We start from the raw sequence: 17,934 nt of genomic DNA on the forward strand, positions 1-17,934 counted from the left end.
TATGTCCTCACTTTATCAGGATTCTCGCTTGTATTACATTCTAGGAGCCAATAGTCTATCTGCTATTGGTTCCGGGATTGTTATGATAACGATTCCTTGGCTGTTAATTAAAGAGAGTGGAGGAGAGACAACATTTGGTTATGTTTCTATCATTGCAACTCTCATTATGTTTTTATTAACACCATTCATTGGGCAAAGTATTGATCGTTTTTCAAGAAAATCTTTATTGCTATGTAACGAAGGAATCGGAATAGCCGTAATCGGAATAATGGTTATATGGGGATTTGCTGGGCAACCTTATCATTCTATTCACTATATTCTTATTTATATAGCCGGATCATTCTACTATTTATTATTTTATCCTACAATATTTGCGTTCAACCAAGAGATATTTCAAGCAGAACATTATAAAAGTTTAAGTGGAACGATGGAAATACAAGGACAGTTAACACAAGTTATTTCTGGAGCGGCCGCGAGCTTCTTAATTGAAATTGTATCTTTGAAGTGGATTTTGTTAGTAGACATGTTAACTTTTGCTGGAGCATTTTTTCTTTTCTTATGTATACCGTACGTAAAGAAAAAAGAAGTGAAAAGAAAAATAACATTTAAGAAGCAATTGTTTGAAGGAATTCACTTTATGAAAAAACGTCCTAAGCTCTTTTGGTTCTTACTGGCCACTTATATGCCGTTTATAGGTGTTATGATGGCAAATTATTTAATACCAGTGTATATTTCGGATATACTTAAAGCCAATGCCTCTGTATACGCAATAGAGGGGATGATGTACGGTGTTGGAGCGGTTGTTGCAGGAATCTGTATTCCACTCATAATGAAATATGTCAAAACAGAAGTTTCAATCGTTATGACGATGTTCATTTATGTAATTTCAATTACCGCAATGAGTATTGAACCTTCCGTAATTTTCTTATATGGACTTGCAATTTTTCATGCAGTTGGAAATGCGGGTACAAGAGTGGCGAGAAATGTATTGATGATGGAGGAAATTCCAAATGAAGTAATGGGACGTGTAGACAGCTTATTTCGATTAATTGGTACAGGAATACGAATTGTATTGTTAATGTTGTTTACAGCTGGTGTTTCTAAAGTAGGTGTCATGGTACCGTTTTATTTACTAAGTTTCATATTGATCCTTTCGTTAGGAATTGCTATAAACTATGTAATCTCAAAACGTAAATTCGAAGCGAGTGTTTCTAATAAATCGATCGTTTAAAAAACACTTCTGCCTTCCTTTCTTTTTCTATATAATAAAAAGAAAGGGAGGATAAACTTATTTATGAACAAATGGATTTTGCTTATTATCTTATTATTACCACCACTAAACATTCTTTATATGACCTTTCGAATGAAGAAAGTTGCTCGTGAAAAATTGAGTCATCACTCTCCGTATGTTCTTATATTAGGTGCAAAGTTATTTGGAGATAGACCGTCTTTATCTCTTCAGAACCGTTTGGATGTAGCATTACAATATTTAGTTTCCCATCCTGAAGCGAAAGTGATTGTTTCAGGTGGTCAAGGAGAAGATGAAGATATACCGGAAGCTCATAGTATGAGAGAATATTTAATGGTACACGGTATAGATGAGAGTCGTATTTTAATAGAAGACCAATCTACAAATACGTATGAGAATATAAAGTTTAGTATAGATTTATATGATGTGAAACATGCAGTAGTTGTAAGCAATACGTATCATTTATATCGAACGAAAATAATTGCAAAGCGTTTAGGCATGAAGATGGAGGCACTAGCTGCCGAAACACCAATGCGTACTAAGAGAAAAATGTATGTTCGCGAATATGCTGCTATTATGAAAACAATATTGTTCGACCGTTAGAGCTCATATGTGAGCTCTTTTTTTTGTTGAATAATGCGTATCATTTGAAATGAATTCCATATTCCATCAAAATAAAGGAAACAACGATAAAGGAGTTGTATTTGTGATTCAGTTTAATCAAGTGTCAAAAGCATATGAAGATGGCACAAAAGCAGTGGATTCATTGCATTTAGAAATTAAAAAGGGAGAATTTTTTGTCCTTATTGGTCCGAGTGGTTGTGGGAAAACAACGACAATGAAAATGATTAATCGATTAATTGAAACGACAGAAGGATCAATTTTAATCGACGGAAAAGATATTCAAGAATACAATATTAATGAATTACGCTGGGATATAGGGTACGTGTTGCAGCAAATCGCTTTGTTTCCGCATATGACAATTGCTGAAAATATTGCAGTTGTTCCTGAAATGAGAAAGTGGAGCAAAGAAAAAATAAAAGCTCGTGTCGATGAGTTGCTACAGATGGTCGGGCTAGATCCAGATGTATATCGGGATCGTATGCCTGATGAATTGTCAGGAGGTCAAAAACAACGTGTCGGTGTCGTGCGAGCATTAGCCGCAAACCCGAAAATCGTTCTTATGGATGAACCATTTAGTGCGTTAGATCCATTAAGTAGGGAACAGCTTCAGAAGGATATTGTACAATTACAAAAAAAGATTCAAAAAACAATCGTGTTTGTAACACATGATATGCAAGAAGCATTATCACTTGGAGATCGTATTTGTATTATGAAAGAAGGAAAAGTAGTTCAATTAGATACACCAGAAGGAATTATACATAATCCGAAAAATGAATTTGTAGAAGAGTTCATTGGAAATCGTGGACGACCTTGGTATGAGGGGAAAAGTATAGAAGATGTATTGCCACTTGATAAAAGTATGCGGGTAGAAGGGGAAGCACTATCATTACATTCTTCTTTACAAGATGCATTAGTTCGTGTACGAGCTGACGAAGTAGTTCCAGTTGAAGTAGATGGTCAATATGTTGGAGCTTTAACAAGCCGTCATATTGTCAATTACATTGTTGAACAAATGAAGGAAAGAGGCTAAACAGTGACTGATTTTATACAAACGTTCCAAGAACGAAAAATAGAATTACTAACTGCATTAAGTGAGCATTTACAAATATCGCTTATTTCATTATTTTTTGCAGTAATTATTGCAGTACCGCTTGGCATCTTATTAACAAGAAAAGAACGAATGGCTGAATTTATAATAGGAACTTCTGCAGTAATGCAGACAGTGCCATCACTTGCATTGCTCGGACTATTAATCCCGTTAGTAGGTATAGGAAAACTTCCAGCGATTATCGCATTAGTTGTGTATGCACTATTACCTATTTTACGAAATACATATACAGGAATACGGGAATTAGATGAATCTCTAATAGAAGCCGCGAAAGCTATGGGGATGAATAGCTGGAGAAGACTGTGGAAGGTAGAGCTTCCTCTTGCGTTACCAATTATTATGGCCGGTATTCGTACGGCAATGGTATTAATTGTTGGAACGGCTACATTAGCAGCTCTAATAGGTGCTGGTGGGCTTGGTAAACTCATATTACTTGGTATCGATCGGAATGATCATGCGCTTATCATTTTAGGGGCCGTACCAGCCGCGTTACTTGCTTTATTCTTTGATGTAGTACTTCGGGTGCTTGAGAGTCCAAAACGTTCGTCTAAGCGTGTTATATTGACGATATGTATTGTTTGTATAATGGTTGCTTCTCCATTTCTTTGGAATACAGAAAAGAAAGATATTGTTATTGCGGGCAAACTTGGATCAGAACCTGAAATTTTAATTCAAATGTATAAGCAGCTTATTGAACAAGATACCGATTTACATGTACAATTAAAACCAGGTCTTGGAAAAACAGCATTTGTATTCGAAGCGTTGAAATCAGGAGAAGTAGATATATACCCTGAGTTTTCGGGAACAGCTTTATCTACATTCGTGAAAGAAGAGCCAAAAAGTACAAATCGGGATGAAGTATATGAGCAGGCTCGCGTTGGAATGGAAAAGAAATATAGTATGGTTATGTTGAAACCAATGGAGTATAACAATACATATGCACTAGCTATGCCGAAAAAAATAGCAAATCAAAAGAATATAAGTACAATTTCTGATTTAGGAAATATTGCACAGGATGCGAAAGTAGGGTTCACATTAGAATTTGCTGATCGTGAAGACGGTTATAAAGGAATGCAAAAAATATATAACTATAAATTTTCAAATGTGAAAACGATGGAACCGAAATTACGTTACAGTGCAATTCAATCAGGGGATGTGAATGTAATCGATGCATATTCAACAGATAGTGAATTGGAACAGTACGGACTTAAAGTGTTAAAAGATGATAAAGGGTTATTCCCACCATATCAAGGTGCACCGTTATTAAGAAAAGAGACATTACAAAAATATCCTGAACTTGAAAAAGTATTAAATAAATTATCTGGAAAAATTACAGATGAAGAAATGCGAAAAATGAATTATGAAGTAAATGTGAATGGTAAAAGTAGTGAAGAAGTAGCGAAACAATTTTTACAAAAAGAGAATTTACTTCGTTAAATTTACAAAAAATATACAAATTCATATGTATGAAATGACCGTTCATTATAAAATGAACGGTTTTTTTGTGCATACTTATACATTTTTTCAAAAAAGTATTCCATTTTTCTTCATTTTCTTTTAGAATAAGTAATGTTTTCCTGAAAAAATATAAGAGAAGCGTCTATTAGAGAAAAAGGTGACTTTAATAGTTGAACGAACATAACACCTAGAATGACAGATGGGGTGGTACAAATAGAAAAGAAGTTAGGGTTTTTTCCATTAATTGCATTAGTAGTCGGAACAATGGTTGGTGGCGGTGTTTTTAGTTTACCGCATGATTTAGCAGTAGGAGCAAATAGTGGCTCTATCATAATTGGCTGGTGTATTACAGCGATGGGAATGATTCCACTCGCACTCGTATATCAAACGTTAGCAAGAAAAAAACCAGAGCTTGAGGGCGGAATTTATAGTTATGCACGTGCTGGTTTCGGTGAATATATTGGATTTAACAGCGCTTGGGGATACTGGTTAGCAGGAATTTTAGGAAATGTTGCAACAATCATGTTACTGTTTAGTACATTAGGTTATTTCTTCCCCATTTTTAAAGGTGGAAATAGTGTTGCGTCTATCGTAGGAGCATCACTTTTATTATGGACACTTCATTTTCTAATTTTATTTGGAATTCGTGAAGCATCTATTATGAATGTGATTGCAACGATAGGGAAATTGGTTCCAATTGTATTATTTATTATTGTAATGGTAACAGCGTTTCGTTGGGATACATTTACACATGATTTTTGGGGAGAAGGAACTATTTCAGTTTCCTCTATACTTGGTCAAGTGAAAAATACAATGCTTGTAACTCTTTGGGTTTTCATCGGGGTTGAAGGAGCGGTAGTATTATCTGGAAGAGCAAAAAATAGTCGAGATGTCGGTAAAGCGACAGTATTAGGACTTATTTTAGTAATGTCTATTTATATTTTAATTTCTGTCTTGTCAATGGGAGCGATGACAAGAGGAGAACTTTCTGTTTTAGAAACTCCGTCAATGGGACATGTATTAGAACATGTTGTTGGGACATGGGGGGCAGTTGCGATTAACATAGGGTTAGTTGCTTCACTTGTAGGTACATTAATAGGCTGGTTTTTACTTGTTTCTGAAATTTCTCACGTAGCAGGAAAAGATGGTGTGTTTCCGAAAGTCTTTACGAAAACAAATAAAAAACAAACGCCGCATATGGCATTATGGATCTCAAATGGCGTTGCCCAAGTTATATTTATAATCGTTCTGTTTTCAGAGTCAACATATCAAATTATGTATTTTATAGCGTCAACATCAATTTTAGTACCATATTTATTATCAGCGTTATTCCAATTCAAATTAGTCATTACAAATGAACTAAAAGATGCGAAAGTAAAAAATGGTTCGCTAGCTTTAATTGCTTCACTTTACTCTGTATGGCTTATTTATGCAGCTGGTTTGAAAAATTTATTGCTCGTTTCAATCGTATACGGGATTGGAATCATTGTTTATGTGTATGCAAGAAAAGAAAAAGGAAATCGTTGTTTTACTGGTATAGAGAGATATGTAATGTGGGCAATTGTTGTAGCAGCTGTTACATCTCTTTATATGTTATTGACTGGAAATATAAAAATGTAAAAGTCCTTTTCATTTAAAGGGCTTTTTTCTTTGTCTATAGAATATTTAATACATAAGATATTCAGGAGGGATGAAAATGGAAGAAAAAGAACAGTTGAACAGAATTGTTGATTTAGCGAGTGAAGTAAGGAAAGTATTAGTGCAAGAATCTTTTTTTAATCATCATCCTGAACTGCGAGGAGTGATTGAAAATTTAGCGAGTGCTGTAGAGAATTTGGCGGAATTACAGCAAAATAAAGATGAAAACGCTGAAGATCGTTTACGATATGTACTTGCTAAAATGAAAATTGCTCATAATGCCATTTTACAAGAGAAAAACGCATTTCCATCTCATTAATATACGATTTTATTTTGAACCTGGCGGATAACGTCAGGTTTTTTGTTTCTAGTTTTGCGTTTCTTTCATACACTAAGAATAGTATGAAAAAAGAAGGTGACGAAGGTGAAATTACATAAAGCTCTTCAGCCAAGTTTTATAAAACGAATGTACTATATGAGATTTATTGGGAAGTTTACAAAAGCAGAGAGTGAGAAGAGTGGAGAGAATTTCTTTATACAATGCCTATCGCCAATACCATTCACGTTGCAAGAGCAATTAAAAAATGAACCATATGTATTTGAAGGTTTATGTAGCAATAAAAAGAATGAAAAAGTCTTTTCGGAATTAAAAAAAAGAAAACTAGAAAAGCAATTGGTTATGTTTCGTCTTTATTATGAAAGAGGACATATATACGTGGAGTTAATTTGTACAGAAGAACCGCGAGAAATAGCAAACGGTTATAAAATGATTCCAGTACCTAAAGTTTCCGATTATAAAAAGGGAGAGTCTTTAGAAAGAAAACTTAGTAATGGTTATTTGTCATTTCTAATGCCAAAATATCCGAAAGACTTTGAGCCTCCTGAGTTATTGTGGCACGAGGGAAGGTTATATGGAAGTATATCTTTAAAGTCATCGTCAATTAGTTCAATCGCATATTTTGAACAGCAGCGGGAATGTAAGTATATAGAATTTCATGACTGGATGAAGTATGTAGAAATAGCGGTAGAAGATCAATTATATTTTGTAAGCAATCATGTGTATGAGCAATTAAAAAAACGAATAACTGAAGAAGGTAAGCTTGTAGAGGTAGAGGAAATAAAAGTGCAAAAGGATGAATGGGAATGGGATGAGCGTGAATCCGTCTTTTTACAGTATGTGAAAAGTTTTGTACGTAATAAAGGGCTATATTTGGATGAAACAGATATTTATAACTTTCATATAAGTGCAAAAACAAATATGTTGACGATTCTGGGGGGGATACCAGGCGCTGGAAAATCCCGTTTTGTGCAAGCGTATGGAGAAGCACTTGGATTACAGTATGGGGAAGAATTGGTTTGGATTCCGATTTCACCATCGTATCAAGAACCACATGATTTACTTGGTTACCTTCACCCAAATGGTACTTTTATTGAAAGTGAAACAAAATTAGTTAGGACGTTAATGAAGGCAAAAGAAAATCAAAATCAGTTGTATATAATCGTTTTTGATGAAATGAATATGTCACATATTGAGCATTGGTTTACGCCATTTCTATCTGTTCTTCAACTTGAAAAGCAAAACCGAATTTTAAATTTGTATGAAGGTGTACAAGAAAAAGAAAATCCCATTCCACCAACAATTGAAATTGGAGAAAATATTATGTTTGTTGGTACTGTGAATTTTGATGAAACAACGAAGGAGCTCTCAGATCGATTATTAGATCGGACGAATGTCATAACTTTACGAAAGATTCCGTTTTGTGAGATGTGTATGGAGCAAGAGAAAGTTGTATTACAACCACCTCTGAAAGTAACTGCAGGAGAATTCCGCATAAATTGGGTCAGAAATAAAACGATGATTGAGGTGTTTTCTGAAGAAGAGTTAGAGCTATTAGATAAGTTACATGGTGTATTGTCATCACACGATACGTCAAAGGGAATTTCTTTTCGATGTGCAAATGCAATAGCTACTTACTTGCAAAATATACCGTTCCAAAATAATCATTCCTATATGATCAGTAGAGAAGAAGGATTTGATTTGCAAATAAAGCAACGTGTATTAACGAAAATAAGAGGGACTGAAATGATGGTTGGGTCTTTACTTTCAGAGGAAGTAAAAAGGGGAGCAACATTAGTACCTCTTTTGCAATCTCCACTTGCAAACAGAGTATCTACATTTGAACACTCTTTAGCATATATAAGAGAAAAGCGTAGAGAACTGGAGTTGTATGGTTATGCAAAATGAAGGGCGATATGAAACAGAAATCGTTGATACGAAAGAAACGCTCCCTTTTGTATTAAAGTTAATCATTGGAACGGAAACAAAAGGGGAATATATTTTATTAAATCGTCTTTGTACCTCTACTACAGCATTAGTTCAATGTATTTATAAAGTACAAGAATTAAAACCAATCAGATTGCAATGCCATTATGAAAATCCAATGAATATTACTTTTATATGGAATAAAGTATATGAGGGACAGAAAAATATAAAAGAGACAAAATATGAAATAAATGAAAAAAAACAAAAGGTATTAATATATGAACATGGAAAAACAGAATTCTTTTATCCATGGCGTTGTGGTTTATACCACTTTGAGGTGAATATAGAAGATCGAACGTATTATGGCGCTTTTCAAGTCATTCCAAAAAATTTTTTTGATGATCAATTTGAAATGATTCAAAACTATGTGAAGTCCATTTTAAATGAGTTGATTTTAGATAGAGGTTATTATAAAAAGACTTTCTCTGCACTTAGCGATATTGAAGATTCTTCTTATTTAGTGTTGCTTAGAAAGTTGCCGCAAAAAATGAAAAAGATAAAGCAAATTTTTAAGAAAATAGAATCGAGTTCAACATTTATACATGAATATAAATGGGAAGAAAAGGAGCGGAAAGCAACGAGGAAAGGAGCGGTAGTGGCGGAAAAAAAACCGTATGCCAAATATTATAATCGCAAGTTTATCGAACAAAAAAGTAGTATGGAAAATGCATTTCTTAAATTTAAAGCGATGCAATTTTATCTTTATTTACTTGAAGCTGAAAGTTTTTTGCGTCAAACAATTGAAATATTAGAAAGAGCAAAAAAGAAAAAATCAGAAGAATTTCAAGCTGTAAAAACGATTATACAAACAATTGAGCGTAATGGATCAGTGACCGATAGAGAGAAACAAAAATATAAAAATATACATTTACTAAAAGAGGCGGATTTACGAAAAAGTTCTATGAAGATACAAGAATATAAAATTTTAGCGCATTTTGTACATGATAGTGTACAATACTTTCAAACTTTAATGCATACTCCATTTTGGAGAGAAGTTTCTGAAACGGGTAAGATGCACTCACATAATTTACCGATACCACACCAACAATTACTACAGCATTTAGATTTACTTCCACAATATACAGATCAATCTCCATCTTTATTATTTGTTTATAAACCAACCTTTTTAGTGTATGAATATTACGCTTTTTTTATCGTTATTTCCATGTTAGAGCAAATTGGTTTTGAAGCTAGAAATTCCATTCGTGAACAAATACAAGAACATTTTTATGTAGATGGATTACAAGATGGCACGACAGTAGTTTTACATCGAGATGATATGAAAGTCCATGTCGCATTTAATGATTTAATTGAAACACATCCTCTCATTGCATTAAGTAAAGGGAGTAATTTTTATAATGGAGAAGACACGAAGAAACCAGATATTCGCTTAGACTGTTATGTAAAGGAAGAAGAAAAATACGTATATCAATCTTCTATTATTATTGAAGTGAAGTATAGCCCAATGTACAATATTTTTCAGCACGTTGGGAATACGAAAGCAACTGAGCAAATGTATAAGTATTGGTCTATAAAATTTGTAGAAGAACAGGATGGAAAGCGAGTCTTTCATCGAAGGGCCATTTATGAAGTCATTTGTGTATATCCAGGAAGTCATATGCATGGTAAAAAAATTGAGTCTGGATGTGGTGTTTTCTTACAATTATATCCATATAAAACGAAACAAGGGGAGGAGAAATTAGCGGGAAAACATGGAATGGTACAAATTTTTGAGAAGTGGTTAAAAAGCATGAAGAAGTAAAAGAAATCCTTTTTTATAAAGGATTTTTTTAGATTAAGAAGAATTATATGCAGTATGGGAGACAGCTTCATACGATATGAATTTGCAAGTGATAGAAATATATTGTGAGACGAACGGTACATGAGGGATAAAAGACGATTAAGATGGAATTTAATTCATTTTGCAGAATATAATAAGTCATAAATATTTTTAGTTGCATACGAAGATTTGTTCTTATATGATAGATAGTGAAAGCGTTATCAAAAACAGAGCGGCGATGGGAAAGGCGGGGAAATATGTTCCAGCGTGTTCAAACAAAGGAAGAACATTTTTGGTTCGAGCAACTATGGGGAGATTTTTGTGAAGAAAGAAACTTAATGTTCGTAGAACGTAATTTAAATCCATCACGATTTTTATTAATAGAAGATGAACATCATATCGGTACAGTAGAATGTATGAAGTATACGGTACCAGAGCAATCGAATTCTGAGTTTTTCTATCCGTTTTCTAAAAATGATTTAGTGAAAGATTTACAAAATGTATATGAAATCGGCAAGTTAAGTATCGCGAAAACGTCCCGTGGGAGAGGACACTTCAAAAGACTAACAGCTATTTTATTTGTGCATGCATTAGAAACGAAAGCAGAATGGTATATTGCGGCAGTTACAAAAAGAATGTATATGTATTTATTAACACTCGGTTTTCCAATTGAACCGATAGATAAGCCATTTCAATTTCATGATACTTTACAAGGTGTACCAGTACGAATTCATGCCCGAAAAGGGGCTACGCATTTGTATTCTTTAAAAGAATTTCGAGATGTGATTCAAGGGAATAGCCATGCACAGGCATTAATCGCAGAATACAGTAAGAATATTATGTTAACCAAATAAAACGAAACGAATATGTATAATAAAGAGAATACGATTTTAAAATGAAATCATTCTTCATGAAAAAGACCCTTATTATTTTAATAAGGGTCTAAATATTATAATCCAAATATACTAAAGATCATTTTACGGCGCTTCGGTTTCTTTTCACGTTCATATGTTGGTTTTGTATCGGGAGTAATATATATTGGTTCTTCTTTCTTGAGGGTAGCTTCTAGTTTTTGAATTCGCTCTAACATTTCCTCCATTTCACGGCGATGTTGTAAAAGTTGGTACGTAACAACATCATTTGCCTTATCTTGCATTTGTTCTTCCATTCGATCTAGTCTTCTCGAAATTGTGTTTAATTGAGCGGTTAATTGCTCAAAATCATGTGATGATATGTTTTGAACAATTGTATTTACTTGAGTTTTTAATTCTTCAACATCATTTGATGATGTTTTTTGAGTAGGGTGATTGTTTTGGGACTGCTCAATTTGTGAAAGATGGTATTCTAACATTTGGTCTAAATCATCTTGTGTAAAAATAAAGTGACCATATTTGTTTTTTTCAATAGTAAGATTTAATTGTTGTGCAATCCGGACAACAGCCTTTGGGCTAACACCTAATTTCTTTGCGATAAATGGTGTTTTATATTCCAAAATAATCCCTCCTATATTTATCCTGTTGAATGATTTCGATTTATGAATGGAGTTCCCTTCCGGTATGACAAAAGAAGTGTGGAATCGGCAAAGAAAGTGTTTTTTCACGAAAAGAAGCTATAAAGAATATACCGTGTATATAAAAAATATTTTAAAATTTAGAATCATTTGACTGATGGAAATAAATTAGATTATCATAATGATAAATATCTTTTTTATGTATGCATATAATATATAAAAAGGTGGTTGCTAATGTAGAATTTTGTTAGAGTATTAGAATGCTTACTTCACTTGAATAAAATTAAGTAGGAGGTGGCTTCCTTGCTTACAATGTAAGTAAGGAAAAGTATTTGGACATATATAGTATAAGTATAGTGATTGTTTTAATTGCCTTAACGGCATTTTTCGTTGCAGCAGAATTTGCAATTGTTAAAGTGCGAAGTTCACGAATTGACTATTTAATTGCAGAAGGAAGTAATCGCGCAACATCTGTCAAAACAGTCATTACAAACTTAGACGAATATTTATCTGCTTGTCAGCTAGGAATAACAGTTACAGCACTCGGAATTGGGTGGTTTGGTAAACCTGCGTTAAAGCAAATGTTTGATACACTTTTTTTGAATTTGAACATTTCAACTCAACTAGCAGACATTTTTGCTGTAATTTTAGTGTTTTTGTTTATTACATTTTTACATGTTGTAATAGGAGAATTGGCCCCAAAAACATTTGCGATTCAAAAAGCTGAACAGGTGAGTTTATTTGTTGCTAAACCGTTAATTTTCTTTTATCGTATAGCGTTTCCATTTATTTGGGTCTTAAATGGATCAGCTCGAATTATTACGAAGTTGCTAGGGCTGAAACCACCGAAAGGGCACGATGAAGTTCATTCAGAAGAAGAATTACGGTTATTAGTTTCAGAAAGTTACAAAAACGGAGAGATTAATCAGTCTGAATATAAATATGTAAATAAAATCTTTGAATTTGATGATCGTATAGCAAAAGAAATAATGGTACCCCGAACTGAGATGCATATTATAAGTAAAGAAATGCCTGCTGAAGAAGCTTTGCAAAAAATGTCTCGGGAAAAATATACGAGATATCCAGTTGTTGATGGCGACAAAGATCACGTAATAGGATTTGTAAACTTTAAAGATATTTTCACAGATTTTGTGCAGCATAATGCGGTTAGTAATAAGAAAGTAGGGCAATATATTAGGCCGATTATTTTAGTTATCGACTCTATCCCAATACACGACTTATTTTTAAAAATGCAAAAAGAAAGAACACATATTGCTATATTGATAGATGAATATGGTGGTACGTCTGGACTTGTTACTGTTGAAGACATTTTAGAAGAAATAGTTGGAGATATTCAAGATGAGTTTGATACAGATGAACAGCCAGAAATTCAACAAGTTAGTGAAACGAAAACGATACTAGAGGGAAAAGTACTTGTTAGTGAAGTAAATACGTTATTAGGTTTAACGATTGATGATAATGGTGTTGATACAATAGGTGGATGGATTTTAACGAAAAATATAGAAATTGCCGAAGAGGATTTCATTGAAATCGAAAATTATAAGTTTTGCGTAAAAGAATTAGATGGACACTATATAAAGAGACTAGAAGTTACAAAAACTGTAGAATCAATTGTTATTTTAGAAGATGAAAAACAAATTTCATTACAAGAACAAATTAGTTCGTAGACTCTGCTAGATGGCAGAGTTTTTTTGAGCATAATATTTTTGGCAGAATAAGGGCTATGTTAAAATGAAATAAGTCAGACCTTTCACTAGGTGAAGTATTGTTGTATACATATATTTGAAAGGGGAAGAATTATGAAAAAGCATTTATATATAAATGGAGATTGGAAGTCTGTAAACACGTATAAACCATTATACGCACCGTACTCTGAAGAAACATTAGCGGAAATTGCGCAAGGAACGGAAGAAGATGTAAAAGAGGCTGTTACTGCTGCAAAAAATGCAATGACAGCAATGAATACATTATCTGCATATGATCGTGCGACTATTTTAGAGAAAGTCGCACAAAAAATGGATGAAAGAAGAGAAGAATTTGCAGAAATTATTGCAAAAGAGGCTGCAAAACCAATACGTGCTGCAAGGGGAGAAGTAGATCGTACTGTTCAGACGTACAAATTTGCAGCTGAAGAAGCGAAGCGTATATACGGTGAGACACTCCCACTTGATGCAGCACCTGGTGCAGATGGGCGCATTGCATACACAATACGTAAACCGATTGGGGTTATAGGGGCTATTACACCATTTAATTTCCCATTAAATTTAGTGGCACATAAAGTTGGCCCTGCAATTGCTGCTGGAAATACAGTTGTATTAAAGCCAGCTGATCAAACGCCTTTATCATCTTACGCATTAGTTGAATTATTTGAAGAGGCAGGATTGCCAAAAGGGGCTTTAAATATTATTTCTGGTCCCGGTTCAACTGTTGGTGAGGCAATAGTTACAAATGATGATGTTGCTTCCATTACTTTTACAGGAAGTCCGAAAGTTGGAATTGGAATTAAGGCAAAGGCTGGGTTAAAGCGAGTTACGTTAGAGCTAGGATCAAATGCTGCAGTTATTATTGATGAAGATGTAGAATTAACAGATGAATTAATTGAACGTGTAAAATGGGGAGCATTTGTTAATAATGGACAAGTTTGTATTTCGGTGCAACGTGTTTTTGTACATGAAGAGAGAATGGATGAATTTTTATCTAAGTTACAGAAATCGATGGAAACAGTTGTTGTTGGGGATCCGCTGATTGAGGAAACGGATGTATCAGCTTTAATTTCGAAAAAAGATGTCGACCGTATCGATAACTGGGTGCAAGAAGCAGTTAAAGAAGGAGCGAACGTTTTATATGGTGGTAACAAACGTGATGAAAGGATTTTTGAACCAACTGTATTAACGAATGTTCCAGAGCATGTATCTGTACAGTGCCAAGAAGTATTCGGTCCACTTATGACCGTAAATACATTTAAAGAATTTGATGAGGCCATAGAGCAAGTAAATCATTCACGTTATGGTCTACAAGCAGGCGTATTTACAAATAATTTGTTTAAAGCAATGCGTGCAATTGATGAATTAGAAGTTGGTGGTGTCATGATAAATGATATTCCAACGTTCAGAGTAGATCATATGCCATACGGTGGTGTGAAAGAAAGTGGCACAGGGCGTGAAGGAATTAAATATGCAATAGAAGAAATGACAGAAATGAAATTAGTATGTATTAAAAAATAAAGTATATAGAATTTAAATAGCGCAATAAAAAACGAGTAGGAAATGTTTACGATTCCATACTCGTTTTTTATGGTTTACTTTACGTTTTTCAGAATGATTTCATTTAATCAAGTGTACCATTTACTTCATTTCTTGTTTGTAAATAGCATCTTCTACATAAATTTGTTCTTTGTCAACAGCAGTGCTGTGTGATAATACTAAGCCGATTGGTGTTTCTATGCCTTTATTTTGAACAATTGTAAAAGGAATATTTTTTTCATTTGCCAATTTAATGTATTTGGATAAATGTGGGTAAGCAATGCCGCCATTTAGGAATATTTGTAATGAGTGAGAAGAGCGCATGCTACTAGCTACTTCAGAATATACATTACTTTGCATTACTTGACCGATAGTTAAAGCGATTTCTACACGCTCACGTAATGTAGTTAAATACATATTACGTTCTTCTGGCTTGTTCTGCTTTTGGCCGTAAATACCTTCTTGGAGATAATCTTCCACATTTTTATTTACCATATTTTTCACACCTTTCCTCTTCTATTGTACGAAAGAATAAAGCAGGATGCAAAAAAAGTCGCATCGAATATAAAAAAATTTGAATGAGAGGAAGGAAAATGGAATGTATCAATCTAAACAATTAATAAAGTTATAAAAATTTTATCAACACATATTAACAAAATGTGACAATAATCTATTAACGAATCATGATTTTTGTGTTAATATTCAAAATATAAAGGGTGTTCGTCGCATGGAAATGGAGGGAATGGAGGTTTTTCCAATCGATAAGGATATTAAAGAAGTATTTTGTTCGCACTTGAAAAACAACAGGCACCAATTCGTTGAGAACTGGAAAAACAAAATGATAATTTCCGATAAAGATCCATTTAGACTAGAAGCAGTTCAAAATGGAGAGGATTTATTAGAGTTTATTATCGAACTTACTATGGAAGAAAAAGATATACATTATCTTCAGCCATTATGCGAGAAAATTGCTATTGAACGTGCAGGAGCAGATGCGAATATAGGTGACTTTGTTTATAATGCAAATGTGGGAAGAAATGAGCTTTTCGAAGCGATGTGTGAATTAGATGTTAGTGCACGTGAATTGAAACCAATAATGGCCCAAATACATACTTGTTTTGACAAATTAATTTATTACACTGTTTTAAAATACTCGGAAATTATAACAAGAAATTTAGAGGAAAAACAGCAATATATTAACGAAACACATAAAGAAAGGCTGACGATTTTAGGGCAAATGTCAGCTAGTTTTGTACATGAATTTCGTAATCCGCTTACTTCCATTATGGGGTTTGTCAAATTATTAAAGGCAGACCATCCTAGTTTATCGTATTTAGATATTATTTCTCATGAATTAGACCAATTGAATTTTCGTATTTCGCAATTTTTGCTCGTATCGAAAAAAGAAATGTGGACTGAATCTGAACGATTTTGGCTAAATGACTTGTTTCAAGACATAATACAGTTCTTATATCCAAGTTTGGTCAATGCAAATGTTTCGATTGAAAAGAATTTGCCATATCCAATTCCGCTTACTGGTTATCGGAGTGAGGTGAGACAAGTATTTTTAAATATATTAATGAACTCAATTGACGCTCTTGAATCAATGAAGGAAGAACGAAAAATTATCATTGATGTATTTGAAGAAGATCAATCGATTCGAATCGTAATAAAAAATAACGGGCCAATGATTCCAGCTGAAAATGTAGAAACGATTTTTGAACCATTTGTAACTACTAAAAAGTTAGGAACTGGTATTGGGTTATTTGTATGTAAACAAATTGTAGAAAAACATAATGGGTCCATCATGTGTCGTTCAGATAACGATTGGACAGAATTTCAAATTGCATTTCAAAAATAAACAGTCTACACCAAATAAATGGTGTAGACTGTTTTAATTCGTAAGTATAACGGCTTCTAATTTAGGGTCTTTCGTTGAATAACCTAAAATTGAAATTGTATAAATAATGTTTGGTTCGACTTTGAAATCCGGTATAGTTAGCAAGACATTTTGATTATCTGCGAGTGAAACTTCAATATCCGCTGTACCAGGGCTAACTTCTAAAAAATCTGTTGTTTGTTTAAAGAGTACATTTTCAAATAAATGATCGCCACCTTTTAAACTTACATTTACAACAGGGGTATCGGGAGAAAAGTGCGCAAAGCGTATTTTTGCTTGGCCTGCTGGTAAATGAGTATTATCAAGCATAGGCTGTAATTGTAGATGATTATCACTATTTATTGCAGCAAAAGTATAAGTGTGATTTCCCATTATTGGTACTAAAGCTGAAAAGATGGGCGTTTCATTTCCGACAGGAACAATATCTATTCGGTACTTACCTTGCACTAATGTTAAATAGGGACTAAATTGTTTAAATGAAATATTTTTAATAATCTTTTGCCCATTTACTAAAATATCAACCGCAGGTGTATTTGAAGCAGAGTGAAAAAATCTTATGTGTGATGGTAAAGCAGCTTCTTGTGAATCTCTTTTTTCGTATGCCTGTACAAGATTCGTAAGCGCATCATAATATTTCATATATAGTTCTGCATATTTTTGGGGATTATGAAATTGATAGTAACGAGCGAGCTGTTCGTAACGTGTAGCTTCTTGTCCATATTTTTCGATTTCAGATTGAGACATGAACATTCCTCCTTTGTCATCATTAAAACTATATGCTTAGCAAGAAAGAGGTTATGCGAAAAAAATTTGTTTTTTAAAGGAGAAAGGTTGAAAATGAATAGTAAGTATTTTTTTAGGATAAGTTAAGTTTAGGTGAACGAGAGTGATAATTTTCTTGAGGATACAACAATATATCATTCATATTGGCTGATGAAGTGTGTATTTTGAAATGAAAAATGTAAGAGTATAACACGTGACATTTCGAAACCATGTCCCAAAAACCTTAGGAAACTAGGGATTTTTTTAATTATGGGCAAATACACATACAAAGTGATAATTGTCCTACATAAATTATAAA

15 protein-coding genes are annotated in these 17,934 nt (G+C 33.5%); 12 read left to right on the forward strand and 3 right to left on the reverse strand.

Annotation, left to right across the window (positions count from 1 at the left end; genetic code table 11):
- Position 1 precedes the first annotated feature (1 nt).
- The 9 genes from AC2CGR_RS06420 to AC2CGR_RS06460 all read left to right on the forward strand — a co-directional run bounded on the left by AC2CGR_RS06420 (position 2) and on the right by AC2CGR_RS06460 (position 11,034).
- A complete protein-coding gene (locus AC2CGR_RS06420) occupies positions 2-1,231 on the forward strand; it encodes an MFS transporter (RefSeq protein WP_087967953.1) in 1,230 nt (409 codons plus the stop codon).
- A gap of 63 nt (positions 1,232-1,294) precedes the next feature.
- Positions 1,295-1,852 (forward strand): YdcF family protein, encoded by a 558-nt coding sequence (locus AC2CGR_RS06425; RefSeq protein ID WP_087967955.1) that lies wholly within the window; start codon positions 1,295-1,297, stop codon positions 1,850-1,852.
- A 103-nt stretch (positions 1,853-1,955) separates the two neighbouring features.
- Complete coding sequence (locus AC2CGR_RS06430) at positions 1,956-2,903, forward strand: ABC transporter ATP-binding protein (protein WP_087967956.1); 948 nt, start codon at positions 1,956-1,958, stop codon at positions 2,901-2,903.
- 3 nt (positions 2,904-2,906) lie between these two features.
- Positions 2,907-4,418 (forward strand): ABC transporter permease/substrate-binding protein, encoded by a 1,512-nt coding sequence (locus AC2CGR_RS06435; RefSeq protein WP_087967958.1) that lies wholly within the window; start codon positions 2,907-2,909, stop codon positions 4,416-4,418.
- A gap of 213 nt (positions 4,419-4,631) precedes the next feature.
- Positions 4,632-6,059, forward strand: coding sequence for an arginine-ornithine antiporter (gene arcD / locus AC2CGR_RS06440; RefSeq protein ID WP_061686196.1), 1,428 nt, complete (start codon positions 4,632-4,634; stop codon positions 6,057-6,059).
- 76 nt (positions 6,060-6,135) lie between these two features.
- Positions 6,136-6,396: a hypothetical protein gene (locus AC2CGR_RS06445; protein ID WP_029438147.1), complete on the forward strand. Its 261-nt coding sequence runs from the start codon at positions 6,136-6,138 to the stop codon at positions 6,394-6,396.
- 105 nt (positions 6,397-6,501) lie between these two features.
- Positions 6,502-8,322, forward strand: a complete 1,821-nt coding sequence (locus AC2CGR_RS06450) for an AAA family ATPase (protein ID WP_131102056.1) — start codon at positions 6,502-6,504, stop codon at positions 8,320-8,322.
- Positions 8,312-10,162 carry a hypothetical protein gene (locus AC2CGR_RS06455; RefSeq protein ID WP_270185243.1) on the forward strand — a complete coding sequence of 617 codons (1,851 nt, stop codon included), beginning with the start codon at positions 8,312-8,314 and terminating at the stop codon, positions 10,160-10,162. The genes AC2CGR_RS06450 and AC2CGR_RS06455 overlap by 11 nt, the downstream gene beginning before the upstream one ends.
- A 275-nt stretch (positions 10,163-10,437) precedes the next feature.
- The gene (locus AC2CGR_RS06460) at positions 10,438-11,034 is read left to right on the forward strand and encodes a hypothetical protein (RefSeq protein WP_000487807.1); all 597 of its coding nucleotides are present in this window, start codon (positions 10,438-10,440) and stop codon (positions 11,032-11,034) included.
- Between the two features lie 95 nt (positions 11,035-11,129).
- Here AC2CGR_RS06460 and racA read toward each other — a convergent pair whose 3' ends face one another.
- Positions 11,130-11,672 (reverse strand): chromosome-anchoring protein RacA, encoded by a 543-nt coding sequence (gene racA, locus AC2CGR_RS06465; protein ID WP_087967966.1) that lies wholly within the window; start codon positions 11,670-11,672, stop codon positions 11,130-11,132.
- Between the two features lie 350 nt (positions 11,673-12,022).
- Here racA and AC2CGR_RS06470 point away from each other — a divergent pair, with 350 nt between their 5' ends.
- Together AC2CGR_RS06470 and AC2CGR_RS06475 are read left to right on the forward strand one after the other, a co-directional pair.
- Positions 12,023-13,378 carry a hemolysin family protein gene (locus AC2CGR_RS06470; protein WP_087967967.1) on the forward strand — a complete coding sequence of 452 codons (1,356 nt, stop codon included), beginning with the start codon at positions 12,023-12,025 and terminating at the stop codon, positions 13,376-13,378.
- A gap of 132 nt (positions 13,379-13,510) precedes the next feature.
- Complete coding sequence (locus AC2CGR_RS06475) at positions 13,511-14,935, forward strand: aldehyde dehydrogenase family protein (RefSeq protein WP_087967969.1); 1,425 nt, start codon at positions 13,511-13,513, stop codon at positions 14,933-14,935.
- Positions 14,936-15,055: 120 nt separating this feature from the next.
- On the opposite strand, the gene AC2CGR_RS06480 is transcribed toward AC2CGR_RS06475, so the two are convergent.
- Positions 15,056-15,448: a YueI family protein gene (locus tag AC2CGR_RS06480; protein ID WP_000247567.1), complete on the reverse strand. Its 393-nt coding sequence runs from the start codon at positions 15,446-15,448 to the stop codon at positions 15,056-15,058.
- A gap of 232 nt (positions 15,449-15,680) precedes the next feature.
- Here AC2CGR_RS06480 and AC2CGR_RS06485 point away from each other — a divergent pair, with 232 nt between their 5' ends.
- A complete protein-coding gene (locus tag AC2CGR_RS06485; protein WP_080449316.1) occupies positions 15,681-16,814 on the forward strand; it encodes a BA2291 family sporulation histidine kinase in 1,134 nt (377 codons plus the stop codon).
- Positions 16,815-16,847: 33 nt separating this feature from the next.
- Here the strand turns inward: AC2CGR_RS06485 and AC2CGR_RS06490 are convergent, their stop codons facing one another.
- Positions 16,848-17,597, reverse strand: coding sequence for a DUF4397 domain-containing protein (locus AC2CGR_RS06490; RefSeq protein ID WP_087967971.1), 750 nt, complete (start codon positions 17,595-17,597; stop codon positions 16,848-16,850).
- Positions 17,598-17,934: the final 337 nt, after the last annotated feature.

It is taken from the genome of Bacillus sp. LSHTCR4 (genome assembly GCF_057197025.1).